Origin of the sequence: Paraburkholderia sp. HD33-4, assembly GCF_021390635.1 — a bacterium.
Lineage (GTDB): Bacteria > Pseudomonadota > Gammaproteobacteria > Burkholderiales > Burkholderiaceae > Paraburkholderia.
The window spans coordinates 311,677-336,155 of sequence record NZ_JAJEJS010000004.1; the positions used below are offsets into that span (position 1 = coordinate 311,677).

Annotated in this window: 23 protein-coding genes and 5 pseudogenes; 17 read left to right on the top strand and 11 right to left on the bottom strand. The window is 61.3% G+C overall.

Annotated elements, in window-relative coordinates; translation table 11 throughout:
* Positions 1 to 144: 144 nt before the first annotated feature.
* Positions 145 to 572 (top strand): annotated as a pseudogene (locus L0U84_RS43325) (Tn3 family transposase); the annotation flags it as partial.
* 139 nt (positions 573 to 711) lie between these two features.
* Here the strand turns inward: L0U84_RS43325 and L0U84_RS43330 are convergent.
* Positions 712 to 999: pseudogene (locus L0U84_RS43330) on the bottom strand (integrase core domain-containing protein); the annotation flags it as partial.
* Positions 1,000 to 1,071: 72 nt separating this feature from the next.
* Here L0U84_RS43330 and L0U84_RS43335 point away from each other — a divergent pair.
* The 3 genes from L0U84_RS43335 (at position 1,072) to L0U84_RS43345 (ending at position 3,870) form a co-directional block, all read left to right on the top strand.
* Complete coding sequence (locus tag L0U84_RS43335) at positions 1,072 to 2,778, top strand: site-specific integrase (protein WP_233860291.1); 1,707 nt, start codon at positions 1,072 to 1,074, stop codon at positions 2,776 to 2,778.
* A gap of 182 nt (positions 2,779 to 2,960) precedes the next feature.
* Positions 2,961 to 3,230 (top strand): DUF1488 family protein, encoded by a 270-nt coding sequence (locus L0U84_RS43340; protein WP_233860292.1) that lies wholly within the window; start codon positions 2,961 to 2,963, stop codon positions 3,228 to 3,230.
* A gap of 196 nt (positions 3,231 to 3,426) precedes the next feature.
* Positions 3,427 to 3,870 carry an SET domain-containing protein gene (locus tag L0U84_RS43345; protein ID WP_233860392.1) on the top strand — a complete coding sequence of 148 codons (444 nt, stop codon included), beginning with the start codon at positions 3,427 to 3,429 and terminating at the stop codon, positions 3,868 to 3,870.
* Between the two features lie 513 nt (positions 3,871 to 4,383).
* Here the strand turns inward: L0U84_RS43345 and L0U84_RS43350 are convergent.
* The 6 genes from L0U84_RS43350 to L0U84_RS43375 all read right to left on the bottom strand — a co-directional run bounded on the left by L0U84_RS43350 (position 4,384) and on the right by L0U84_RS43375 (position 9,674).
* Positions 4,384 to 5,055 carry a hypothetical protein gene (locus tag L0U84_RS43350; RefSeq protein ID WP_233860293.1) on the bottom strand — a complete coding sequence of 224 codons (672 nt, stop codon included), beginning with the start codon at positions 5,053 to 5,055 and terminating at the stop codon, positions 4,384 to 4,386.
* Positions 5,056 to 5,108: 53 nt separating this feature from the next.
* Complete coding sequence (locus L0U84_RS43355) at positions 5,109 to 6,185, bottom strand: hypothetical protein (protein ID WP_233860295.1); 1,077 nt, start codon at positions 6,183 to 6,185, stop codon at positions 5,109 to 5,111.
* A 20-nt stretch (positions 6,186 to 6,205) separates the two neighbouring features.
* A complete protein-coding gene (locus L0U84_RS43360) occupies positions 6,206 to 7,333 on the bottom strand; it encodes a hypothetical protein (RefSeq protein ID WP_233860297.1) in 1,128 nt (375 codons plus the stop codon).
* Between the two features lie 78 nt (positions 7,334 to 7,411).
* A complete protein-coding gene (locus L0U84_RS43365) occupies positions 7,412 to 7,876 on the bottom strand; it encodes a hypothetical protein (protein WP_233860299.1) in 465 nt (154 codons plus the stop codon).
* Positions 7,866 to 8,525: a hypothetical protein gene (locus L0U84_RS43370; protein ID WP_233860301.1), complete on the bottom strand. Its 660-nt coding sequence runs from the start codon at positions 8,523 to 8,525 to the stop codon at positions 7,866 to 7,868. The genes L0U84_RS43365 and L0U84_RS43370 overlap by 11 nt, the downstream gene beginning before the upstream one ends.
* Before the next feature lie 36 nt (positions 8,526 to 8,561).
* Positions 8,562 to 9,674, bottom strand: a complete 1,113-nt coding sequence (locus tag L0U84_RS43375) for a hypothetical protein (protein ID WP_233860303.1) — start codon at positions 9,672 to 9,674, stop codon at positions 8,562 to 8,564.
* 386 nt (positions 9,675 to 10,060) lie between these two features.
* Here L0U84_RS43375 and L0U84_RS43380 point away from each other — a divergent pair.
* The 4 genes and pseudogenes from L0U84_RS43380 to L0U84_RS43395 all read left to right on the top strand — a co-directional run bounded on the left by L0U84_RS43380 (position 10,061) and on the right by L0U84_RS43395 (position 12,260).
* Positions 10,061 to 10,442, top strand: a pseudogene (locus tag L0U84_RS43380) (winged helix-turn-helix domain-containing protein).
* 14 nt (positions 10,443 to 10,456) lie between these two features.
* Positions 10,457 to 10,810 carry a hypothetical protein gene (locus L0U84_RS43385; protein WP_233860305.1) on the top strand — a complete coding sequence of 118 codons (354 nt, stop codon included), beginning with the start codon at positions 10,457 to 10,459 and terminating at the stop codon, positions 10,808 to 10,810.
* Positions 10,811 to 10,971: 161 nt separating this feature from the next.
* A pseudogene (locus L0U84_RS43390) lies at positions 10,972 to 11,259 on the top strand (protein phosphatase CheZ); the annotation flags it as partial.
* Between the two features lie 260 nt (positions 11,260 to 11,519).
* On the top strand, positions 11,520 to 12,260 hold the full coding sequence (locus L0U84_RS43395) for a tyrosine-type recombinase/integrase (RefSeq protein WP_233860306.1): 741 nt from the start codon (positions 11,520 to 11,522) through the stop codon (positions 12,258 to 12,260).
* 192 nt (positions 12,261 to 12,452) lie between these two features.
* Here L0U84_RS43395 and L0U84_RS43400 read toward each other — a convergent pair whose 3' ends face one another.
* Together L0U84_RS43400 and L0U84_RS43405 are read right to left on the bottom strand one after the other, a co-directional pair.
* Positions 12,453 to 13,397: a tyrosine-type recombinase/integrase gene (locus tag L0U84_RS43400; RefSeq protein ID WP_233860308.1), complete on the bottom strand. Its 945-nt coding sequence runs from the start codon at positions 13,395 to 13,397 to the stop codon at positions 12,453 to 12,455.
* The gene (locus L0U84_RS43405) at positions 13,394 to 14,068 is read right to left on the bottom strand and encodes a tyrosine-type recombinase/integrase (RefSeq protein WP_233860393.1); all 675 of its coding nucleotides are present in this window, start codon (positions 14,066 to 14,068) and stop codon (positions 13,394 to 13,396) included. The genes L0U84_RS43400 and L0U84_RS43405 overlap by 4 nt, the downstream gene beginning before the upstream one ends.
* Here L0U84_RS43405 and L0U84_RS43410 point away from each other — a divergent pair.
* The 9 genes and pseudogenes from L0U84_RS43410 (at position 13,952) to L0U84_RS43450 (ending at position 20,500) form a co-directional block, all read left to right on the top strand.
* Positions 13,952 to 15,115, top strand: a complete 1,164-nt coding sequence (locus tag L0U84_RS43410; RefSeq protein ID WP_233860310.1) for an IS91 family transposase — start codon at positions 13,952 to 13,954, stop codon at positions 15,113 to 15,115. The genes L0U84_RS43405 and L0U84_RS43410 overlap by 117 nt on opposite strands.
* A 379-nt stretch (positions 15,116 to 15,494) precedes the next feature.
* Positions 15,495 to 15,647: pseudogene (locus L0U84_RS43415) on the top strand (tyrosine-type recombinase/integrase); the annotation flags it as partial.
* A gap of 489 nt (positions 15,648 to 16,136) precedes the next feature.
* The gene (locus tag L0U84_RS43420; protein WP_233860394.1) at positions 16,137 to 16,460 is read left to right on the top strand and encodes an ArsR/SmtB family transcription factor; all 324 of its coding nucleotides are present in this window, start codon (positions 16,137 to 16,139) and stop codon (positions 16,458 to 16,460) included.
* 12 nt (positions 16,461 to 16,472) lie between these two features.
* On the top strand, positions 16,473 to 16,949 hold the full coding sequence (locus L0U84_RS43425; RefSeq protein ID WP_233860312.1) for an ArsI/CadI family heavy metal resistance metalloenzyme: 477 nt from the start codon (positions 16,473 to 16,475) through the stop codon (positions 16,947 to 16,949).
* Between the two features lie 23 nt (positions 16,950 to 16,972).
* Entirely contained in the window at positions 16,973 to 17,467 is a 495-nt protein-coding gene (locus L0U84_RS43430) for an arsenate reductase ArsC (RefSeq protein ID WP_233860314.1), read from the top strand.
* Positions 17,468 to 17,489: 22 nt separating this feature from the next.
* The gene (gene arsB / locus L0U84_RS43435) at positions 17,490 to 18,560 is read left to right on the top strand and encodes an ACR3 family arsenite efflux transporter (RefSeq protein WP_233860315.1); all 1,071 of its coding nucleotides are present in this window, start codon (positions 17,490 to 17,492) and stop codon (positions 18,558 to 18,560) included.
* Positions 18,561 to 18,590: 30 nt separating this feature from the next.
* Positions 18,591 to 19,313: an arsenical resistance protein ArsH gene (gene arsH / locus L0U84_RS43440; protein WP_326491259.1), complete on the top strand. Its 723-nt coding sequence runs from the start codon at positions 18,591 to 18,593 to the stop codon at positions 19,311 to 19,313.
* 89 nt (positions 19,314 to 19,402) lie between these two features.
* Positions 19,403 to 19,852, top strand: coding sequence for an arsenic resistance N-acetyltransferase ArsN2 (gene arsN2 / locus L0U84_RS43445; protein WP_233860316.1), 450 nt, complete (start codon positions 19,403 to 19,405; stop codon positions 19,850 to 19,852).
* A 282-nt stretch (positions 19,853 to 20,134) separates the two neighbouring features.
* Entirely contained in the window at positions 20,135 to 20,500 is a 366-nt protein-coding gene (locus L0U84_RS43450) for a hypothetical protein (RefSeq protein ID WP_233860317.1), read from the top strand.
* A 123-nt stretch (positions 20,501 to 20,623) separates the two neighbouring features.
* Here the strand turns inward: L0U84_RS43450 and L0U84_RS43455 are convergent, their stop codons facing one another.
* Positions 20,624 to 21,649, bottom strand: a complete 1,026-nt coding sequence (locus L0U84_RS43455; RefSeq protein ID WP_233860318.1) for an SWIM zinc finger family protein — start codon at positions 21,647 to 21,649, stop codon at positions 20,624 to 20,626.
* An 18-nt stretch (positions 21,650 to 21,667) separates the two neighbouring features.
* Positions 21,668 to 24,346: a DEAD/DEAH box helicase gene (locus L0U84_RS43460; RefSeq protein WP_233860319.1), complete on the bottom strand. Its 2,679-nt coding sequence runs from the start codon at positions 24,344 to 24,346 to the stop codon at positions 21,668 to 21,670.
* Between the last annotated feature and the right edge of the window lie 133 nt (positions 24,347 to 24,479).

Here is a 24,479-nt window from a genome sequence, read left to right on the forward strand (position 1 = left end):
CTGGTAGATCCGCGTCGGGATGACCGGGTACCCTGGAACGTAGCTCCTTTGCTGCCCACCGCCTCACACATCGATCCCGTTCGCTAGCCGCCGATCCTCTCGCGCGTCAACGTCATCCGCGACGGTGTAGATCGAATGCTTACTGTGCGCGATCGCTGGGGTATCTTTTACGATCAACCCATTCTCCTCAATGAGCGGCAGGCCGGCGCCGCGATTGAGGGCGTGATTCGCCAAAGCGGGGCGGACGATGTTGCCCAGCTTGCAGTCGATACCCATGGATATACGGACTATGCGATGGGTCTCGCACGGACCTTGGGCTTTGACCTGTGTCCTCTACTCTCGCATCTCCGTGACCGGCGTTTGCACGTCCCGCAGCACCATACCGTACCTGCGGAACTGATTGCCGTCACCGATCGCGACGTCCGGATGGACCTGATCGGGAACATCTGGGATGAGTTCGTTCGAGTGGCCGCCTCAGTTCAGACCGGTCAATGCGCTGCAGTGCAAGCACTCGCGCGCTTCGGTTCGGCCGCGCGTGCGGACAGCCAGTCTACGATGGCGGGGTCCATATCTGAGGCGAATCTACTGCGTGAATCTGCAGCACGCTCTTGGCCAGGTCCAGTCCAACAGTCACTATGTTCATGATGAACGCTCCTTTGCCGTGGAGGTCACGACTTTGAACCGCCCCGGGAATCGTGGAGGCTGGTTGGTTTAAGTTGATGCGGGTTCAGCGGCAGCTGTTTCAAGTTGCCGATAGTAGTTTGCCTCAGCTTCGGCGGGCGGGATATAGCCGAGGGATTCCATCAACCGATGATGATTGAACCAGGCCACCCACTGCAGCGTTGCCAGTTCAACGGATTCCCGCGTTTTCCAGGTGCGGCGATGAATCAGTTCAGCCTTGTACAAGCCGTTGATCGTTTCAGCCAGGGCGTTGTCATAGCTGTCAACTTCAGTGGCTACAACTTTAGTTGTGTGAGCGGCTAGTTTTTCCGGGAAACGTGAAACGTCACCGTGCTATTAAGATAAGTCTTCTTATCATAAGGCATCGGTTTTCGCGTTAAACTTGGCGATATGACAATGTGCCATACCTTGATGCCCGCCCCGGCCCCCGCGGACCCGCCTGGCTTTCCCAACGCCGACGAACTTGCCGCGCTGCGCGCATGGTATGCGGGACTGCCCGTGCGGCAGGCGGTGGCGCGCTATCTGCCCTCGGCATTGGGTGACGGTAAGTCCGCACGCGGCGTAGTGGGCAAGATCCGCCGCCAGCTGCTGGCGGTCGCGCGGGCGATCCATCGCGACGATCTCGCCGCCCTGCTCGACCATCCCGCCGACGAACGCGAACAGCACGCTAGAACGGTTGCACACGCGATTGAGGTCCTGCGCACGGCACGACCGGCCGAGCCGCAGATTGCCGACGACATCGCGCAATGGCTCGCCCCTCGTGCGGTCCGCGTGCTGCGCGCCCACGGCATCGCGACGCTGGCCGACCTGACCGTGCGGATTCCGCGGCGGCGTCAGTGGTGGAAAGCGGTGCCGGGTCTCGGACCGGCGAGTGCGCGTGCCATCGAACAGTTCTTCGCCGCCTGGCCCGCCCTCACCGACAAGGCGCGCGCCCTGGTGTCGACGACCCAGCGCAACGACATCGTGCCGTGGGAATCACTGAAGCTGCCGCACGAAGTCGACGGGACCAGCGGCACGTTTCGCGCACCACACGCAAGCTGCACGCTGGACGCATCGAATGACTATGAGGCGGTACAGACCTGGCTCGCGCTGCAGGAGTCGCCTGCGACCCGTCGTACCTACCGCAAGGAGGCCGAGCGCCTGATCCTGTGGGCGATCGTCGAGCGCGGCCGCGCCCTGTCGTCGCTCACGACCGAGGACGCCATCGCCTACCGCGCGTTCCTGCGGCATCCGTCGCCACACGGACGCTGGATCGGTCCGGTGCGCCCACGCAAGTCGCCCGAGTGGCGGCTCTTCAATGGCAGCCTGTCCGCGCGTTCGATGGCGCATGCGCTCTCGATTCTCGGCGCCCTGTTCCGCTGGCTGATCGAGCAGCGCTATGTGCTCGCCAATCCATTCGCGGGTGTAAAGGTGCGTGGCGGCAATAGCGCATCGACGCTCGATGCCTCGCATGCGTTCACCGAAGGCGAATGGGCGCTCGCGCGCACGATCGCCGATGGGCTCGAGTGGTCGCATGGCTGGGCCGCTCCCGCCGCGCAGCGTCTACGCTTCCTGCTCGACTTCGGCTACGCGACCGGGCTGCGGGCAAGCGAATTGGTCGGCGCGACGCTCGGACACGTGGAGACCGACGCGCGCGGTGAACACTGGCTGCGCGTGACGGGTAAAGGAAAAAAGCTCGCACGGGTCGCGCTGCCCCCGCTTGCCTGGGAGGCTCTCGCGCGTTACCTGGCCGAACGCGGGCTGCCGGTCACGCAGACCCGCTGGCGCCCGGAAACACCGGTCATCGGCAGCCTCGAAGCCGACAGCGGCGCAGCCATCAGCAGCGTGCGCCTGTGGGGCGTGCTGCGCCGCTTCTTCCGGCTCGCGGCGGATACCATTGAAGCCGACCACCCGCCCCTTGCAGAGAAACTGCGCCGCGCGAGCCCGCACTGGATGCGGCACACGCACGCGACCCATGCGCTCGGTCGCGGCGCCGAGTTGACCACCGTGCGCGACAACCTCCGTCACGCCTCCGTGTCGACCACGTCGATCTATCTGCATAGCGATGAGGTGAAGCGGGCACGGCAGATCGGGGAGGCTTTTGGAGCGCGCAAATGATGTCGTCCGGACCACACCTCCATCCAGCGTTCGAAGCCGACGAACCCTCCCGTCGACAACACTTCACAATGGGTTGCTGCAGCCGCGCGATCGGGCAGATTTCGGCATGATCCCGGTATTCAGGACGCATCGGCTATGCAACAATCATTCGCGCGTGTCTCCGGATTGTCCGCTCACTTGTCATGGAAACTCTCGAACTCGAACCCTTGGTGATAAACGGGCGCCGCGGCGTGTCCTTCAGCCTCGCACGACCGCATGGCCTCGTTGAATGCGTGATTGCGGTCCAGGCCCTGCAGGAATACTTCTGGCTCGAACCCAACGCCGATGACGGTCGTATCCTCAAGGCTTTCCGGAACGGCTATGGCCGCATCCGGGCGATCGCCGAGCGCAAGGTGCTTGCCCATCCCACCACGCACCTTGAGCTGACAGCGAACGATTTCGCACGACCGTGATCCGGGGACGAAGCATTGCGCCTCGCTTCTGCAAGCAGGTTTGTGGCGGAGCGAACCCGAGCGGGTTTTGCGGCTGACCGTTAGTTGCGCGCAATCATCTTATTGGCTGATTGAATATGCGCGGCGGCGGCGATATGCTTCGCCGCTGAGCGGACACACATCAACAAACTCCGGTTATGGAATGAAGGACAACGCAATGCGACTGCGACGCATCTCGGCACGGCGCTCGCCGGTGCACGGAAAGGGGCTGTTCGCATTGCGGCCCCTCACCGCCGGCGAGCGCCTGATCGAATACAAGGGTGACGTCACCACCTGGCGGCGTGCCGCCGCCCGCCAGCGATCGGCGGCCGGGCACACCTTCGTGTTCGGGCTGAGCAGCGGACGCGTGATCGATGGCAGCCGCGGTGGGAACAGTGCGCGTTTTCTCAACCATGCCTGCCTGCCAAACTGCGAAGCCATTGAGGTCGGCGACCGTGTGTTCATCCACGCGCTTGTAGCGATTGCTGCGGGTGAGGAGCTGTTCATCGACTACGGTCTTGCAGTCGACGGCGAGGTCACCGAAGACGTGCGCGCCCAGTACTCATGTCGTTGTGGCGCTTCGGCGTGCAGGCAGTCGATGCTAAGCGCTGGTCAGTCATAGCGACCGCCGCCATTCCGCTTCCTTGGCAGGCTGCTTCGATCCCCGCTTCGTCATACACGTTCATCTGGCGTTGCGTTGCGGCGGCTCGGGAGTGCGCCAACGAACGCCGATTGTCGGACTCACGTCTACTAAACGTGCCGTAAGATCAGCAGCGGCAGGTACCGGAGGCGCTCCAGTCGTTGGCACCGGCTTCCGGGTGGCAAAATTTCGGCCTGAGCTGACGTTCGGCCAGGCTGAGTTCTACGTCAGCAGTGTGGCGGTTTGCTGACGGTGGCGGCATCAATCAGCCGGGCGGAAGTATCCTGCATCAGCGAACTCACCCTCGTGGTGCAGTCGAACGTGCTGGAGTCGTACAAGACGGCGTTCAGGAAGGACCCGCCGCCAGAACGTGACGATGCCCGCAAGAAAGCTGCGCCCGCTAGCGCCCGCTAGTCACTCAGCGGCTCTCTTGCCGGCGAGCGTCGTCTTCACATGCGCTCGCCGCGACAGTGAAAAATTTCACCGTCGAACCACTCATTCCCCCAGGGTTGCGCCGACCTTCTTGATCGCCGACGTATCGATGCCCTGCGACGTCGCATACGTCACGAGCTGACTCGTCGTGCTGCCGAACGCCGAGATGAGCGTCGGCGATTCTTTGGCGACATACAGCAAGCTGCTAAGCTTCAAGAGGATTGTCGGGTCCATCGTGTGCGCTAGCGATTGGCCCGCGTCCGCTGCCTTCTTGCCGACTGCCACGATCCCCGCGGTTCCCAGCCCGTATGGCACGAGCGACTTCGCGAACATCGCCTTACTCGCGTCGCTCAAGGTTCCGGCCTTGGCGATATCCTGCTTTTGGTAGTCGACAAGGTCGAGACTGCTTCCGAGCGCCTTCTTCATGCCGTCGTTGCCGGTCATCGTGCCGGTGCCAAGCGTGTCAACGGTATGCTGCGCGGCCTTGGCGTGTTCATCGTCGCCAAGCGCCGAGAACATCATCACCTGCGCCTTCGACAGATTGAGCAGCGACACGGCCATCGCTTGAACCAGTTCGGTCTGCTGGGTCGTCAGCGCATCGACGTTGACGCTCGATGCCGAGCCGCTGCTGCCTCCGCCGATGCCAGGAATCGAGGGCAAGCCGAACGCCATCGAAGGCGATGCATAAGCAGCGGAAAGAACCAGTGCGATAGCGGAAAGATTACGGAGTTTCACGGCTTCTTGTTCCTTTGGATGTCAAGTGTGCAGCTTGATGTGAATGGGTGCGACTAGTGGATTTGCTTGGCGTTCAACTGATCAACCAACGTCTTGGCGGCGTTGCGACTCGCCAGGTTCAATGCATTGCGCTTCGCGACGCTCTCATCGGGACCGAGTCCCTCGAACTGCACCGGACCGACTGAAGCGACCTTTCTCGGCAGGGCCTGTCTGATATCCCAGACCTGACCACGCACGGAGACGTAGACGCGCTTGTTGCCGGTCACGGGATCGGTGTCCTGCACGCCCACGTCGATGGTTCCCGTCGCGAACAGCGACGCGCCGCACTGACGCGATGCCCCGATCATCGAGCGGCGCGTCTGCATGGTCATGTCGTCGCTCGCGCCGAACTCCTTCATGACGACGCTCCGGTCGACACCGCCGCAATTGCCGACGACATCGTCGTAAGCCGCGATCTCGAAACCCGATGTGCTGAGCACGTCGCTCATCGCCGCGGTCACATCTTCTGGACTTGTCACGTCGTAGACGGTCTCTGCGCGCTTGCGCTCTACGGAACCGCCATAAGTCACTTCCTTCATGTCGGAGCTGCGGCTTCCGGTGGCTTCGACGTCATCCGAATCGGCGGCCTTTTCCATCGACGTGCTCGACGAATCGATCCGCTCGACCTTTGAGACACGTGCATCAAATGACTTCGACTTGATGACTTCGCGGGCGAGAAATACGAACACCAGCGTGCTGCCGTTCCCGCTGCCCTGATGCGATGCCTCCGAGGTCGAATTGAGGATGGCATCGACGGCGGTTTCGTTGATGTTCGCGCGCACCGCGACACGCAAGGTGTGCGAAGTCGGGTCCGTCTGTTGATCGACGATCGTCAGATCCTTGACGTATTCGTCGATGTTGCCCGTGAAGCGCTCCTTGTTTGCGAGATAGGTTTTCATCTTCGCGTCGTTGAAGCGCGACGTGTAGATATCCCACGCCGCCAGCTTCGCGGCCTTGAATGCAGCCTGGTTGGATGCCGCATCCGGTGCGCTGGAAAACAGTCCCGTCGAATAGGGCACGGTCACGGTGCCGCGCACCTGCACCACATCTGCCGATGCGAGCAACGGGACCATCAGGGTCAACCCCATCAAGGCGCGTCGTGCGTTTTTGATCACATGCATTTGTCGACTACCCCCTTGAACGCAGTCATTTGCTTATCGATGTCCGGCGCCTTGGTTATCTCGGCGAGCGTTTTCGACTCGCGCTTCGAGATCTGTTGCGTGAGCACGGTGAAGAGGTGGAGCAAGCTCGTCTGATAGGCATCCCACGCATTGGGCGTGAAGCCTTCCGAACGGTCGAGCACGACGTAATTGAGGTTCTTGAAGTCGGCGTCAACGTATTTCGTCTGCAATTGCGGCTGCTCGACGTCCAGCGTGATGAACGAGCCAAACACATACTGGTCGGTCGCGTTGGTCTGCACTTTGGCCTGACGGAAAGCACGCACGCGGATATCGATGACGAAGTCCGGATCCGGCAGGTTAAGCGTGTAGCTGTTGCCATTGGCGAAGCGCTCGACCATGTTCTGGCCGATTGCCTGGCCCTTCGTGTAGGGCACGAGGCCCACGTTCTGGGCGGACGCCAAGCTGTACTCGAAAGCTTGAGCCACTTCGGTCTCGAAGGCATCGTTTTGCTTGAGGTCGTCGGGAATGACGGCTTCGGCTTCGGGCGCGATGGTCACGTTGCGCACCTTCATATACGACGTATAGGTCTTTCCGACCGGCGCGTCCTTGAGGCGTCGCACCCATTCAGCGAAGATATTGGCGCCGAAGGTCTTGTCGAGATACATTTTCCGGAAGACATTCTTATGCTCGCTCGACGTGCGCCCCGGTGCTCCGAAATCCTGATACTGCGCCATCGCGGGAATGTCGAGCAGCAAGGTTCTCGTCTGCATGTCGAAGACGAGCACGTCCCCGATCACGCGATACACGTACACGTCCTTGTCGCCGCGCGGCACGTCTTCGACGCTTTCCTGTTGCAGCGCGAACGCGAGTGCCTTGGCATTGCCGGAAGTTGTGTCGCCCAGATCGTACTTCAGCGTGATGTCGCTTCGATCGAGCGATGAGACCTGGTCCTTGAGCGCCGCATCGAGCACGTTCATGCCGTTCGGCGCTTTTTCTTCTTGGAGCGATTCGGCGTATTTATAGCGCTGCGAGTTTTGCGAGTAATCGCCGGAAAAGGAGAAACCCGCGAAATAGAGGTCCGTTGCGTTCGCCGCGCTCACCCCAATGCAGGGGGTCACGCAGAGAATCAGTTTGAGTAGCCGGTGTTGCATGTCAGTGAATGAATTCGGTGCAGCCTGTTTAATCTATATGCCCGATCAGTCGATCACGCCGTTCTGTTTCAGAAAGGCCCTCACAGGCGGCATCAATGAATCCGGGTCGAATGATCCCCTGCTCCAACTCAGGCCAGCCCACGGAAGCTTGAAATCGAAGACTTCGTTGCCGCCACAGGACGTGGCCACGCTTTGCATGCCGCGAATATCAAGCACAGCGTCCGCATCGGGGCGGCGTTCGGCACGATCTAACTCAACAAACATCGCATTTCTTGCTGCGTGTGCCGCCACTTGGGGCAGCGCTCCCTCGGTGCCGTATCGTTCGACGAGCCGTTCACGCGTCGTGCGGAACTCGATCCAGTCCTCGCCCGCGTCGCTCCACTTGCGAATTTGACCGTCACGAACGTTGCGAAAGCCGTCGTCATCGCAGACGTCCGGCCCAAGCGTTGCCGATGCATGGGCCACGGTCTGCACAAGCAAGCACGCGAGCGCGAGCGACTTAGAATTCATCGGCGTTCGGCACCGTCTGCTTGAAGCTAGACAACTGTCCCGGCGGCGTCTTGTATTCCTCGGCGCCAGGGGCACCAGATTGGCCATTTGCGGCCGGTTTCGCCGAATATGCGGAACGCGTGGCACCAGCCTGCGATTGCGCGGCGGCGGCCTGGCTCTTGCAGCTCACGCCGACCTTGACCGTCACCGTCTGCTGGTTCGTGTCGACTTCACGCGACACCACCTGCACGCCCGAGAGAATCGATTCCGCGCTCGTGCTGCTCACCGACGCCATCAGGCGCTTCGCTGACGACGCCGTTGCCTTGCCGCCATCCGACGTGCTGCGGCTCGCATCTTCGCGAATTGTCGAGAGTGATTGCTCCGCCTTCTGCTTGCTGCTGTAGAACTTCGCCAATTCGTTGCGCGCTTCGATTGATCCTTCCTGCGTCGCAGCCTGGAGATCCGGGCCGGTATTGCCATACAGCGTGCCCACGCCGGTGCAGAGAATGCGGGCATCGCACGAATCCTTGGGCGGCGCGACGAAGCAGCCGGGGAATCCGCCGAGCGGGATATCGCCGCCGTCTGCGGGCGCCGGGCCCTGCTGCGCGAAGGCGTGCGACACGACTACGAAACCGAAGAGACAGGCGACTACTTTTTGGATGTTCATCATGGAATGTCTACGTCGTTGAAGACTGTGAAAAAAACGTCAATAGTCTGATTCGATGGAGTGGCTTTCTCCGCCCGCATGTGCCTTTTCGGCACCTCCGCCCATGTCGGCCTGCATCGAATTGAAGATGTCGTTCGCCGATGCTGCGACTCGCCACGCCTGATACTTTCTTGCAGCGAGCTTGCCGGCATCGAGCGGTTGCGGGTTATCGAGCGTCGCTTGGGAGATACGCGCGTCGCTATACGTGATGGTCGCGGTGCCGACTTCGCTACTCTTGTAGCCCAGGAATTCCCTCGTGTAAGGGTCCTTCAGCGCACTTTCGACGAGGCGGACGGAGCACTTGTCGCCCACCTTGAAATAGCTCGAACCTTCGGCGATGGTCAGGGTGCCGTTGTCGTTCCCAACGACCAGCGGCGGATAAATGGACTGAAGGAGATCGCCCGACAGCGTGTGCGCCACGCCGAGCAGGCGCTTGCTCGTCGGGAATTTGTCGCCGACCTTGATTGTGATCGACTTCTGCTCTGCGAACTTGATCTGCCGGCTCGAATAATCGATGACCTGTAGTTGCGCGCGCAGCTGAGTCTCGCCCTCTTCCGATCCCGCGCGCGTTCCCGTCGTGACGACGGCGAGAAAGTCTGGCGCGACGCCCGAAGACAGTCGCGCGAAATCCTCGATCTGCGTGCCCGCACGAATCTGCGCCATCTGCGCCTCGATGGCTTCCTTCTGCTGCCGGTCGAGGATGGCGAACTTGCGGCTTTCGACGAGATCGGTCGTGATGCCATCGACGAGCGCCGCGGTATTGGCGTCGGCCTGGCCGTGCGACGGAACCACCGCGATCTTGATGCGCTTCATCTGCTCCGATTGCCTGAGCACCACCACGCCGATTTGCACCGTCGCCTGATAGCCGCCTTCGGAGGGTTGCGTCGACAGCGCGCGCCACGACTTCACAACACCGTTGGTGGTTCGGCGAATGTCTTCATCGATCGTCCGCGAGCTTTGCGTCTCGGCGCCAGTCGTCGACGTCGAGGACTTCGTGACGCGCTCTGTCGATTCGATCCGCTCCCCGTTCACCGAGGCGACGCCGTTGCGAACGGCATCGACCGTTGCTGCCGCCGCGCTCGAACCGAACCCGGTCGCGGTCACCGAAACCACGTCAAGCTGTCCCGCATGAAGCTCGGGTGCGCCCGCCAGGAGACAGGCGCCGCAGGCTACAAAGAGGGCCGACTGCATCTTTTTTGTTGTCGCCTTCGCAAAACGCATGGGTGATTTGGCTTTTAAATTCGTTACAATATCTATATCAAGTACGACGCAGATACAATTTCAAATCAAATATCGGCATGGAATGGGATTACTTTAGGGACGCCACCAAAAATTTTTGCTCGCGCGTTCCGTAGCCGAGCACATCGCGGCATCCCCTTGCAGTGTGCCAGTTTTTATATCGTCTCCGACGCGACAGGTGACGAAATCGCTCACGTAGAACCTCGGAGGTCCGACTTGCGCTGGCGGCCTGTGCAGGTCCTTGATGGGAAATGAACGTCATGGCGCGTAAAGCTGATATCTATCTTCGCTTCCTGCAGCTGGCGGAAGCGCTGCGGGGCTTGCCCTCGCTGCCCGCACTCGACCCGCTCGAAGAGAAGATGCTCCACGTCGTTGCGCGCGCAGCAAGCGGCAGGGCACGGCTGTCGTGAGGGACATGATGGCGCAGCAGGAACTGGGTTCGCCGGCCACACTGCATGCCCGCCTGAAGTCGCCATGCGCGTCAAAGGCTGGGGCACGCTCGTCGATACTGAAGATCCGCGACGCAAACAGATTGAGCTAACCCGGGCCGCGCTTCGGCATTTCGACAAACAGTCGGAGTGCTTTCTCAAGGCAGCCGACAGGGGCACACAAGCGCGACATCCTCGCTTCTCGCCGGAATAGTCGCGAACTGACGCATGGCGATCAAGGCCGTCTTTGATGCGTATTTCCGTTTCCTCAACCGGTCCGAAACCATTCATGCCTTGCCTTTGACGCCCCAGCTTGACGCGGCGGAACAACATCCGTTCGAAGTGCTGACGGCGTCGGGGAATTCGGGTCACGCAGCGACGGTCACTGAGACTATGGCGTTATCCACGGCGGGCGTGTCTGCGACCGTTCATCCGAAACTGGCTTGTCTGATGGAGTGCGACTGTGTGTCGAGGGAGGAAAGCCGTGAAGACTTGCGAATCAAGACCGTGGCGCCCTCGCGTAAGGCGCTGGACTACATCGAACAGCTCGCCGCGTGCTTGGAGCAGGTCAGCAAGGGTTGAACGCCAGGCGTCGTCGAAGGATGTGCCCATGAGGCGCAGGCTCCGGTCACGGGATCCCGAGCTAAGTCCCTTGATGTATGTAGAGCAGACGTTAGAGCGTTCGCGTTGAGAAATAGCTGAACGTCTCCAACTGGGCCGTCAGCGACCACTCGCTAACCGGCCTGCTCGAGATCATGCTTGCACAGGACTTCCAGGATCTGACCGAACAGGTCATCAAGAAGATCAACGACATCGTCTCGTCCATCGAGCAGTAACTGCTCAGCGTATTGACGGAGAACATTGCGCCTGAGCGGCGCGAGCAGTTCGCCGCCCAAGCTGCCGCGCTCGCCAGCGAAAGCAGTTCCGAATTGCTGATGAACGGGCCGCAGATCGACCCGCAAGGCAAGGCGGAAGTGGTGCAGCATCAGTCACAGGTCGATGATCTGCTGGCGCAGCTGGGATTCGACTGAGCAAGATTCGCCCAACCAGACTGCATGGTTGGGACCTGCTTCAGAAAATGGCTTCATTGTGGCTTGTTGACTATTGCCGACGCTGCATCGGAGGACGAAACCGCTCGCGCGGTATTGTGGGCTCCGGCGGGCGTTAGCGGTATGTCCCAGGAAACCCGCGCTGTTCCCATGATGGAGGGACGAGGCAATCCGTCTCGTTCCCCGTCAGGAGCACAGCCATAGCTCACACCAGCCACAATGTCAGTCCCTTGCGCAAGCGCATGATCGACGACATGCGCATGCGCAAGTTCACGCCGAAGACGCAAGCCGATTATGTCCGCGTGGTCCGTCAGTTCGCCGCTTTTCTCGGGCGTCCGCCGGACACCGCCACGGTCGAGGACCTGCGGCGCTACCAGTTGCATCTGGTCGACCACGGCATTTCTCCGATCTCGCTGAATGCGGCGATCTCCGGACTGAAGTTTTTCTTCGGGATCACCCTTGAGCGACCGGAACTGATGGCCCGCATGCAGCCGGTACAGGTGCCACGCAGGTTGCCCGTCGTGCTCAGCCCTGAAGAAGTCGCCCGCCTGATCGCTGCCGCCGGCAACCTGAAGCATCAGACCGCGCTGTCGGTCGCCTATGGTGCCGGGCTGCGCGCAAGCGAAGTGGTGGCGCTGAAGGTCACCGACGTCGACAGCCAGCGCATGACCCTGCGCATCGAGCAGGGCAAGGGCCGCCGCGACCGCTACGCAATGCTTTCACCGGTCCTGCTCGAGCGCCTGCGCGTCTGGTGGCGCGTGGCTCACGCACAGGGTCGCATGCTCGAAGGCGGCTGGCTCTTCCCCGGGCTCGATCCGATCGACCCGCTCAGCACGCGGCAACTGACCCGCGCCATCCATGCCGCCGCCGAGGCTGCGAACATCGACAAGCGCGTGTCCATGCACACGCTGCGCCATTATCTACCCTTAAGGATTATTTCTTGTAGTTCGACAAATAGCCTAGTTTTTAGATGGAATGCGTGAGATTGCATAGACATAATCTTGACTCATCGCACCAGCCGCCTGAGTCAGCGAAGGAGTCAATATGTCAGTATGACATCCTAACTATATCTCGCTATCACGGCCGGCTGAAAGACCGCAAGCGCCCTTGAAGCGACACTTGAGATGAATGTGCAGGCTCTTGCGAAGGCATCCCCCACACGGCTAACCAGGACGCTACCAGCCGGCAAACCAGCTCTTGGGCCTTGTCGGACAGAGGAAACTATGTCGTGTGATTGACTGTGCACATCGGCGCCGGAACCCGCAATCTTCGGAAGGTCGCGGAAGCTCAACGGTGTCACCAGACATAATCCGGAAGGGCATATAGTGCCTCAGACTGTGAGGACTCACCCGCTGTGTGAAGTCGGGGTGACTTCGGCGTACAGAAACCACATACTTCTGCAGGAGGTAGCGCACACCCGAGCGGGATAACCGTGCCCCTTGCCGGTTCTGGAAGAGTGGCATGTCGGCATGTTCAGGACGATCGAGGCTGTTATCGTGCCGATACTGGCGCAGGACTTCGACTGTCTCATCCAGCAGGGGTACAGCGCGCAGCCTTCGACCCTTTCCCATGAGTCGAACCTGAGACGGTGGATCCAGGCGCACGTCGCCAGCGTTCAGGTCGATCAACTCCTGCACCCGGGCGCCGGTGTCGTAGAGCACGCTCAGCATCACTGCATCCCGGCGCCCCTCGGAAGTACGGAGATCGGGTTGGGCGAGAATCTGCGCGAGGTACTCTTTGCTGAGATACCCGACACAGGGACGCGGCTGTCGCCGCAGCGGAATGGCGAGGATCTGCTGGCACTGCAGCAGGCGCTCGGGCACTTCCGACTGTACATAGCGGAAGAATGCGTGCAAGGTCGCAAGACGGTGATTCTGCGTGCTGACCGAAACGTGCCGGTCATTGGCCAGATGATCGAGGAACGCCTCCACAAGGGATGCGTCGATCTGCGCGAGAGACAGGCGCTCCAGCGCAATGCCCCGCACGTCGCGACAGAATCGAAGCAGCAGGGTGAACACATCGCGATACGCCTTGATGGTGTTGGGGCTCAGATTGCGCTGCGCGGCGAGATAGTACGTCAGGAAGCTGGTCACGAGCATGGAGAAATCGGTTGGTTTCATGATCCGTCCCACCGAGGAATGACGTCACCAAAGGCGGCGCTGCTGCGCACCGCGATCTCTGGAAACAGTTCGGGTATCAGATGCAGATAGCGCTGCGTTCCGGCAAGGGAGCGATGACCCAGATAGGTCGCGAGCACCGGCAGCTTCGCATCGAGGTTCGCTCCTTCCCGGCACCAGCGCAGCAACGCATGGACGGCATAGGCGTGACGAAGATCATGTAAGCGCGGGCCCTTGCCTCTACCGGCGTGCGCGACCCCGCAGCGCATGAGTAACTCCCGGTACAGCCAGTAGACGGCCGGGTGGCTCCACGGGCCATCGGATGGTGAGGGGAAGAAGTAGGCTTCGGGCGAACGATTTCCCATGAATGCTGCATAGGTCCGAAGGCGCTGGACCAACGGTAAGGCTGGTGGGACGAAGCGATCCTTTCCAAATTTGGCTTCACGCACCATCAGGACCCCGTGGCCAAGGTCAACATCGGCCACCCGCAGGTGCAGCACCTCGCCGACCCTCATTCCGCAGCCATACAGCAGCCGGAATACTTCCGGCATGATGAGATGGCGCAGCGGGGCTCGCGCAGTTGGCTCGAGATGGTCGACTGCGTCGAGCAGCCGACGAATCTCGGCGTGGGTCAGGATGCGCGGAGAGAACCTGCTCGCACCCCTTGCCGTCAGGGACCGATCCGGCACTTTGCCTACGACTCGTGCCGCCATCGCTGCTGTCCGAAGTGCCAGTCGCTCGCCCGCGCGCAATGGCTCGAGCGCCGGCAGGCCGAACTGCTTCCTGAGGTTGAGTACTTCCATGTCGTCTTCACGCTGCCCGAACCCATCGCGGCACTCGCGTACCAGAACAGGAAGACCCTCTACGATCTGCTGTTCCGCACCAGCGCCGCGACGCTGCGCACCATCGCCGCCGATCCGAAACACCTGGGTGCGGAGATCGGCTTCCTCTCGGTCCTGCATACGTGGGGGCAGAACCTGCTGCACCATCCGCACGTGCATTGCATCGTACCGGGCGGCGGCATCGCTCCGGACGGCGAACGCTGGATCGCCTGCCGGCCGGGCTTCTTTCTGCCCGTGCGGGTGCTCTCGCGGCTCTTTCTCGACCAGCTGCGCCGCGCGTTCGACGCCGGCGCGCTGCGCTTCCATGGCCAGCTCGAGCCGTTGCGTGAGCCGCGAGCGTTCGCCGCCTGGCTCGCGCCCGCTGCTCACGCGGAGTGGGTCGTCTACGCGAAACCACCGTTTGGCGGCGCCGCACAGGTGCTCGATTACCTGGGCCGCTACACGCATCGCGTCGCCATCTCGAATAACCGGTTGCTGCGCTTTGATGGTGACTCGGTCCTGTTCCAGTGGAAGGATTACCGTCACGATGCCCGCCACAGGACCATGACGCTCATGGCCGACGAGTTCATTCGCCGCTTCCTGCTGCACGTGCTGCCCGCCGGCTTCAAGCGCATCCGCAACTACGGGTGGCTCGCTAACTGTCATCGGGCAGAACGACTTGCCATCTGCCGGCGGCTGCTCGGCGTCGAGCCGCCCGCCGCAGCTTCACCCACCATCGGGGAAGACTACCGTGACCATTACCAGCGGCTCACTGGCAGATCACTGCGCGATTGCCCCGTGTGCGGCAACGGCCACATGGTCCGTATCGAAGGCGCGCTGCCTGAAGACACGCCTGGCATCCTGCCGCGCGCTCCACCTGACCCGAGCCATGTGCACTGACCGCCAACACCACCACTCACGCACACGTTGGTCTTCACCCATGCGGCCAACGCGAACCCACTCGCGCCCTGACGTCGTCGCACCATCAGAATGCCGCGAAACTCTGCATTGCCTGCCTATCGACGTCCGTATTCCCGCTGCGCTCGCACAACGGGCCCGGACGACCACCGGGTTCCGGCATGCGCCGACCGTGCGCCGGGCATCACAAATCACCGCGACGATCATTCAACGCCCATAAACGCCGGCGCCTGCGGAGCGGTTTAGCACAAACATTTTTTTGATTACCGATCGCGGACTGGCCCAGACCGGCCTGGTCCCGGGTCAGTAGCCGCGATCGCCAACCAAAAAAATCTCTGCTCTATATCTTCAGCGATATAGGCGACGCACGAAGGCGACGCTGATTTACAAACGCACCAAGAACCTCAGGGCGGTGCAGTTGCTGCTTGGCCATAGCAAGATTGAAAGCACAATCAGATACCTGGGTATCGAAGTCGACGACGCGCTTGAGATTTCGGAACAGACTGAAATCTAGCGCAGCTGGTTCTGGCCGCGCGAAACGATGCAACATCCCGGTTTGTGCGGCCACTCTCCACTGCGGCGCTCCCGGTGCAAAGCTGGCGGACCTGCGCTGGAGTCGCCGCGGCAGGATAACCGTCTTAGCAGCCGCTTCGGTCCAGAAACCTGCCGGACAGCCTATGCGTTCGACTCGGCCAAAGCCGCCTCTGGGGCGGGCTGGGTTCTACGTCAGCAGTGCGGCAGACTGCGGACGGTGCCGGAACTGAGCAGCCATGAGGCAGCTTCCTGTATCAACGAACTCACACTTTCGACCCGGAACCGCCTTTCGACCGATCGCGTCGGCCAAGTCCGCTCTCAACACCAGAGCCGTCATTGGCCGCATATCGACGGCGTCAGTGGTGCCACTCGTTGTCTCACTGCCTGAGCTTGGAAGTCGAGGGAGCACGCTTCCGGTCAGTTGCCGCTGTGGCTTGCTTTCATGTGTCATTTCGAATATATTGGAATTATGGAAGATAGAGACGTTATCCGCGCCCTCGCGGCGCTCGCCCACGAACTGCGCCTGCGTGTGTTCCGCATGTTGGTCGTAGCGGGTCCGACCGGCCTGACACCGGGCGCCATGGCAGAACAGCTCGATGTTCCCAATGCGACGCTCTCCTTTCACCTGAAGGAGCTGATGCACGCGGGGCTGGTCACGCAGGAGCGCGACGGGCGCAGCCTGATCTATCGGGCCGCCTATGACCAGATGAGCGCGGTGCTTGGCTTTCTGACCGAAAACTGCTGTCAGGGGCAGCCTTGCCTTGAGCCTGGCGCGGACTCATGCAAATGTTGACGGAGAACCACCATGAAGCGGTTTCACATCCACGTCCACGTTGACGACATCGCAGCCAGTGTCGCGTTCTATTCGAAGCTGTTCGCCGCCGAACCAGCGCGCGTCGAGGCGGACTACGCCAAATGGATGCTGGACGATCCCCGCGTGAACTTTGCGATTTCAACGCGCGGCACCAAAGCCGGCGTGGACCACCTCGGCTTCCAGGTGGACGACGCGGCAGAGCTTGCCGAACTCGCAACGCGGGCGGAGGCCGCGGACATGGCACTGCTCGACCAGGGCGAGACAACTTGCTGCTATGCGCGCAGCGACAAGCACTGGGTTCTCGACCCGCAGGGGATTGCGTGGGAGCACTTCCATACGCTGGACGGCGCGCCGGTATATGGCGAGAGCAGGCAAACATCGTCGTCGGCAGGGGCAACGTCCTGCTGTGCGCCGGGCGGCAAACCCGTCGGCATCCCTGTGAAACCTGCCGGTTCGGCCTGTTGCTGATCACGCTGCCCACAGACAACATCATGACCACAAACGTACTCATCCTCTGCACGCACAATTCCGCACGCAGTGTGCTTTCCGAAGGCATGCTGAACCATTGGGCGAAGAAGCTCGGCAAGGACGTCCGCGCGTACAGCGCGGGCAGCGCCCCGAGCGGTCGCATCAATCCGTTCGCGCTTGAAGCGCTGACGAATGCAGGTATCGACACGGAAGGCTATCGCAGTAAGAGCTGGGATGAATTCGCCCAGGACGGCGCGCCGCAGATGCGCATCGTCATCACGGTCTGCGACAGCGCCGCGGCCGAACCGTGTCCTTTCTGGCCGGGTAGCCCGGTCAAGGCTCACTGGGGCTACGCCGATCCGTCGAACGCGCCGGGCGGCGATGAAGGCAAGCGGCATGCCTTCGAACTCACGCGCGAAGCGATCGGCTACCGCATGCTGCAACTGCTCGCGCTCCCACTCGAAAGACTGGACAACGCCCAACTGCAGCAGGCGCTGAACGACATCGTTCAGAGCTGAACCCTTTCCATCGAGTCACCCCATGAATACCCCCAATGTTGCCGCTTCGGGGAAGCCGGCCGCGAAACCGGCCATCAGCTTCTTTGAGCGATACCTGACCGTCTGGGTCGCGCTGTGCATCGTGGCCGGCATCCTGCTTGGACAGGTGCTGCCTGGTGTCTTCCAGACGATTGGCCGGCTGGAATATGCGCATGTCAATCTGCCGGTCGGCTTGCTGATCTGGGTGATGATCATCCCGATGCTCGTCAAGGTCGACTTCGGCGCGCTGCACGAGGTGCGCCAGCACGTCAAGGGCATCGGCGTCACGCTCGTCGTGAACTGGCTGGTCAAACCGTTCTCGATGGCGCTGCTCGCATGGATTTTCATCAAGCACCTGTTCGCACCGATGCTGCCTGCGGAGCAACTCGACAGTTACGTCGCGGGCCTGATCCTCCTCGCAGCGGCGCCCTGTACGGCGATGGTGTTCGTCTGGAGCCGCCTGACCGGCGGTGATCCTCTGTTCACGCTCTCCCAGGTCGCGCTGAACGACAGCATCATGGTGGTCGCCTTTGCGCCGCTCGTCGGCCTGCTGCTTGGCATTTCCGCGATCACGGTGCCGTGGGCGACGCTGCTCACGTCCGTCGTGCTCTACATCGTGATTCCAGTCATCCTCGCGCAGATCCTCCGTAAGGTGCTCCTTGTCAGGGGGCAGGCGGCATTCGATGCTGCGATGGCAAGGATCGGCCCATGGTCCATCACCGCGCTGCTGGCGACGCTGGTGCTGCTCTTCGCATTTCAGGGCGAGGCCATCCTGAAGCAGCCGCTCGTTATCGTGCTGCTCGCTGTGCCGATCCTGATCCAGGTGTTTTTCAATTCGGCGCTTGCCTACGGGCTCAATCGCGCGGTCGGCGAGAAGCACGACATTGCCTGTCCGTCGGCGCTGATCGGCGCGTCGAACTTCTTCGAACTGGCTGTCGCCACCGCAATCGGTCTGTTCGGCTTCAATTCAGGGGCTGCGCTCGCGACCGTCGTGGGTGTGCTGATCGAAGTGCCCGCCATGCTGCTCGTGGTGCGCATCGTGAACCGCTCAAAGGACTGGTACGAGTGCGCCTGACGAAAATGGAAACAATCACAGAGGGCAAACGTGTCCGATCTCGCTACTGACCTCCCGCAGGTGGACCCGGCGCTGTTTCGCGTGCCCGATATCAATCGCCTGCAGCCGGCGAAGGCTTCGCCCCATCCGCCGCGCATCCTGCTGCTCTATGGTTCGCTGCGCGAGCGCTCGTTCAGCCGCCTGCTGAGCGAAGAAGCCGCACGCCTGCTCACGGCGATGGGTGCCGAAGTGCGCACATTCAATCCGAGCGGCTTGCCTCTTCCAGACGACGCGCCAGACAGCCATCCCAAGGTGGCCGAATTGCGCGAACTTGTACTGTGGTCGGAAGGCATGGTCTGGTGCTCGCCGGAGCGGCACGGCGCGATGACGGGCATCATGAAGGCGCAAATCGACTGGATTCCGCTTTCCGTCGGAGCCGTGCGGCCAACCCAGGGCAAGACGCTCGCTGTCATGCAGGTCAGCGGCGGCTCGCAGTCGTTTAACGCCGTCAACCAGATGCGCGTGCTTGGACGGTGGATGCGCATGCTGACCATCCCCAACCAGTCGTCGGTGGCCAAGGCGTTCATGGAGTTTGACGAAGCCGGCCGCATGAAACCTTCAGCGTATTTCGACCGCGTCGTTGACGTGATGGAGGAACTGGTCAAGTTCACGCTGCTGACGCGCGACATCGGTCCATACCTCGTAGACCGGTACAGCGAACGAAAGGAGAGTGCCGAGGAACTGATGAAGCGTGTGAATCAATCGACCATCTAATGCGATGGGTTCCGGTCGTCGCTCGCGTTCAGCATCGGTCCGAAATTCTTCCGGCCTTTGAGGCTCACTGGCAACCCAGAACCCGCATCATGCATCTTCGATCAGCAACCGCATCCGACCTCGCCCCGATAGAGGCATTACTCGCAGCCAATGATTTGCCCACGGTCGGCGTTGCTGAGCACTTGACCAATTTCGTTGTAGGAGTGAAGTCGTCAGTGATCAACGCGTGTGGCGGCGTCGAATATTACGCAGACTACGCCCTTATACGTTCGATTGTCGTTGCAGGCGATGCCCGTGGTGTCGGTCTCGGCAAAGCCATCGTTGCCCATTTGTTGGCAGCATGCCGACTGCGCGCGGTTCGATCGGTGGTGTTGCTTACTACTACGGCCGAGCACTATTTTGCGGGTCAAGGCTTCGCACCCGTTGCGCGCGAGGAAGTGCCGCTGCCTCTGCTGGCATCCAGCCAGTTCCTGGGCGTGTGTCCGGCGTCTGCCACCACGATGTTAAAGGTGCTCAAAGTCGAAGAACGAGACCATTGACCTTGCGTTCAGCGTCTCATTCCGCACGAACATGAGCCATTCGAAGGGCAACATGCAGCGCGATAGGAATGTCGGTTGTTGGCCGCTTACTGCCCCACATCAGGGGGACAATGCCGGATAATCCGGGGTAACTCAAGGAAGCTGGGGCGCTCGAGTCAGGCGGTCGGCCGCCTTCATGCATCATGCTATCGTTGCTCGTGCTCGACCTCCTCCTCGTCAGAGAGGGATCGTCGCGGCGCGATGATTGTGCTTTGTGACTGCGGAAACCATAGACCGAAGATTATGGAAACTGTCGCGTTCATTTCGACCGAGAACGGAGACGACCTGATTGTGTCCTTTGCCGTCATCGATCCCGCAGATCCGACTGAGATCGCCAGTCTCACCCTTCTGCGCACGCCGAAATACGAACACCTGCTTGGAGAGTGCGAGCGAGGAGTGAACGTTTCGTTTGAACGGTACGTGGAAGATGATGAGGAATTGCTGGAAGCACTCCACCTTGACAGGAAATCAGCCGTAGTGCGCCTGACAACCAGCCTGCGGAACTTTGAACTGGATATTCGCAAGGTCGACGAGCGTGAGGTCAAGGCCATGCGCGAGGTGCTCACCCAGATGAACCATGATGGTCGGATTCGGCTATTGGGCGTCTAACGAGTGATGAGATCAGGTCAGCTGACGCGATGACGATTCGCAGTCGTAGAAGCATCGATAAAACGAGTTTCATTCATCGAAGTCAATCGCTTTCCGCGCAACCACGCGAGATGAAAGCGGAGTTTAGCGGGGCTCACCTTTTAATGGTCGGGCACTGGCGCGCTTCCTTGTTGCAACCTCTTTCGGCGTTGCAGGTGAGTTCACCACTTTTGCTTTGCCGGCAGCAACGATGCCAGCGGTTGATTTACGTAGCCCGGCCGATGGCTTGACTGGCAACTTCCTGGTTGCCGATTTATTGTCCGCTGCAGTCTTCGCGGTCGCAGGTGGCTTCCGGGTTGTCGAGACAGCCGACCTGGCCGACTTCTTCTCTGTCACCTTAGCGACGGGTGGCTTGTTACGTCCGGCAGCAGCAGGCTTCGCCGGTGGGTAAGCTTCGGCCATCTCGATACCAAACACATCGGCCACCAGCGCATCGTCGAGCACCTTGCCTGCAGCCGGTCGTTTTGTGGATTTGGGCAGGCCGGTGCCGGCCTGCCTGACGAGATCATTGGCGTCGACGCGGCGCAAGGCAAAAAGCAACTCCGGCTGTTGGTCGAGCCGCGCGCCGACCCCGTAGAGCACGGCCGCAACGTGCTTGCACATCGACGCCCAGTCCGGGCAACTGCAACTGAACCTGATCTCCTTCGGCACCGGGAAAAGACCCGTTCCGGGTTTGCAGATGCGCTCCATCACGGCAGTCGAGAACTTGCCCTGCAGCAGTTCTACCATCGAATCGATCGACCCCGAGCAGTCGGCACCAATGGTTCGCCATTGCTTTTCAGGACACGCCGTCACCGTCACCTCTACGGTGTAGAGGCTCGAACCCATGACCTGTGCACGGACTTTGCCTGCCGCAATCTGAAGGTCGATCACGGAGCCGTTGCGCACATAGGTACGCCCGCGTGGCAGGCGGTTCGTATAATCACTGTAACCTTCCAGATTGTCACACCAGGCCTTGCCCCAGAAGGTCCTGGCGATGGCGCCGCGATACGAGGCGATTGGCGACAGGGTCGCACCAGTCTTCTTCGCCTTCGCGGCGGCCAGTTCAGCCTTTTTCCTGCGCTCGGCGACCGAGACATAAGGCTTCCATCCCCCGTGACCGTAACTCATTGCGGTTCCTCCTGACGATCAGTTTTCTTGCGCGGCATGAACATCGAGCTTGACGAGGTCAAGCAATTCGCGATCGCTCATCTCGGTGAGCAGGAGTTCCGCGCCGCCCTCCAGCACATCCTTCACCAGTTGCTGCTTCGCTTCGATCAACTGTTCGATACGGTCCTCGATCGTGCCACGGCAGATAAACTTATGCACCAGGACGTTCTTTTGCTGGCCGATACGAAACGCACGGTCAGTCGCCTGATTTTCCACGGCCGGGTTCCACCAGCGGTCGAAGTGGATCACATGGGAAGCCGCAGTGAGATTTAACCCCGCCCCACCGGCCTTGAGCGAGAGCACGAAAAAGGGTATCAGCTGGTCGTCCTGGAATCGCTTGACCAGTTCGCGGCGCCTGGCTACCGGGGTGCCGCCATGGAGCACCAGACCTTCACGGCCAAAGATCGAACCCAGAAATGCCGCCAGCGGCTCGGTGGTCTCGCGGAACTGGGTGAATACCAGCACCTTTTCCTGCTTGGCGGCAATGACCTCGGCCAGTTCGCGCAGGCGGGCGAACTTGCCGCTGTCTTCCGCCTTCCACGCTGCGTCGCCGAGCCATTGCGAGGGATGGTTGCATATCTGTTTAAAGCGCATCAGGAAACTCAGCACCACACCCTTGCGACCGATGCCTTCGGCATCTTCGAGCGCGGCGGCCAGATCCTTCACCGCACGCTGGTAAAGCGCGGCCTGGCTCGGGCTCAGGTGGCACCATGCCTTGAGTTCGGTCTTGTCCGGAAGGTCGTCGATTACTCGCTTGTCGGTCTTCAGGCGGCGCAGGATGTAGGGCCGTACGAGCGTGCGCAGCGGGCCGAAATGCTCGGCCTTCGCCAGCCGCCTGGTAAAGTTGGCGAACACCTTGTCCGAGCCCAGCAAACCGGGGTGGGTGAAATCGAAAATGGACCACAGATCGGACAGACGGTTTTCCACGGGCGTGCCGGTCAGCGCGATTCGCGATTGCGCATGGAGCTGCTTGACCTGTCGCGTTTGCTTCGCGCCCGGATTCTTGATCGCCTGCGCTTCATCGACGATGGCAACGCGCCATTGGATGGTCCCCAGTACCGGCTGGCGAAGAAGCGAGCCAAAGCTGGTGACGACGAGATCGATATCCGCAAGCCGCGCGGCGTCCAGCAAACGCAAATCGGCCGCCTGCATGACCGACGGATGGGCAATCAGCAAGCGCAAGCCAGGGGCGAAGCGCTGGGCCTCTGCCGCCCAGTTCGCCAGCAGCGATGCGGGGGCGACCAGCAGGCTGGGCCGCGCCTCGGCGCTTTCACGTTTCAGCACGAGCAGCAGCGAGAGTACCTGCATGGTCTTGCCCAGGCCCATATCGTCCGCCAGGCAAGCGCCCAGTCCGAGTCGGGTGAGCAGGTACAACCACCGCACGCCGGCCTGCTGGTAGGGCCGCAGGCGGGCCTTGAGTTCCGGTCCCGGGCTGATCTGCGCTAACCCCTCTGGCTGACGCAACTCCTGCAGGATGTCGGCCAGCCAGGGCCCTGCAACCAGCTGCGACCAGTCGTGGTCAGCGGGGTCACCGCTCTCGTCGAGCGCGACACCCGCCAGAAGGCGGAGGGCCTCATTAAATGGCAGACCGGCTTGTGCCGCCTTGTCCATCGCCTCGAATCGCTTCAGGAGGCGACTGAGCTTCTTGTTGTCCACCTCGACCCAGCGACCGCGGATGAGTTGTAATCCGTCGGCGCCTTTGAGCAGATCCCTGACCTCGGCGGCGGTGAGACACTCGCCGTCGAGGGAGACCTCCATGCTGAAATCGAGCAACGCGTCCTTGCCCAGGAGCGAGGGTGGTCTTGCTCCGACACTGGCTCTTACAACGGGACGGGCGGGGCGGCCCGCCTGCCAGACGCCTGGCGTGCGGACGACAATCCCTGCCGCTTCCAGTTTGGACAAGTCCGAGAGAAAGCGATGGGCGTCAAGCGGCGTCCAGCGCAGCGGATGATATATCTCGCCGGTATCCACCATTTCGCGAAGCCAATCGCAGTGTTCTGCTGCGCGTTGCACCGGCAGCAGTAACGACAGGAGCTGCGCCTTGCTCCGGGCTCCCGAAAATTCCGCGAGGGCTTGCGACAGCGGCTGGTGTTGCGCTTTGCCATGGGCCGACAGGCGCGAGGTATAAGTCGCAAGGAAGGCGAATGGTGACTCCGGATCCTTGCGGTTCTCAGCGAGATTGAAATGCACGCGGCCGACAAGATTCCAGGCCGGGTGGCGCAACTTGAGGAAATCCTGAAGGGAGACTTTTGCGGTCGCCAGTTCCTCGTGCAACGCGGTATTGATCTCGTTCCACAGCGTGGCCAGCACATCTGGCGTCAGATACTCCCCGCCTGTCATTGGAGGCGCATCGGCAATCAAGGCATCGAAGTCCCTGGCCGACGGCGTGACGACCACAATCTCGCCGCCCTCGGGGGTGGCACACAAGGCGGTGACATAGCGCGCGGCAAAATCTCGCCACCAGGCCCAGGCGGGCGGCAAAATGCGGCCGATTTCCGCCGTTCCCAGATGCAGCAGACCATGTCCTGTGCCGAGCGCAAAAGAATTGCCTAGCCGCGGTCGTATTTCATCCGCCAATGGTGGCGCGTCGTCCTCTGGAACCGCAAGCAGGTGACCACCGGGAGTCAGGTGTGGCGCGAGAATGTCGGGAGCAGTCAAAAGCGCCTGTCCCCATCACACTGTTGCAGCAAGTGCTGAAGCCGCATGTTTTCAGGGAAAGCGGCCCTGGAATCAACTGGCCGGCCCATCCGCCCAGTGCGACCGGTACGAAGTTCCGTCTGCGGCTGGTTCG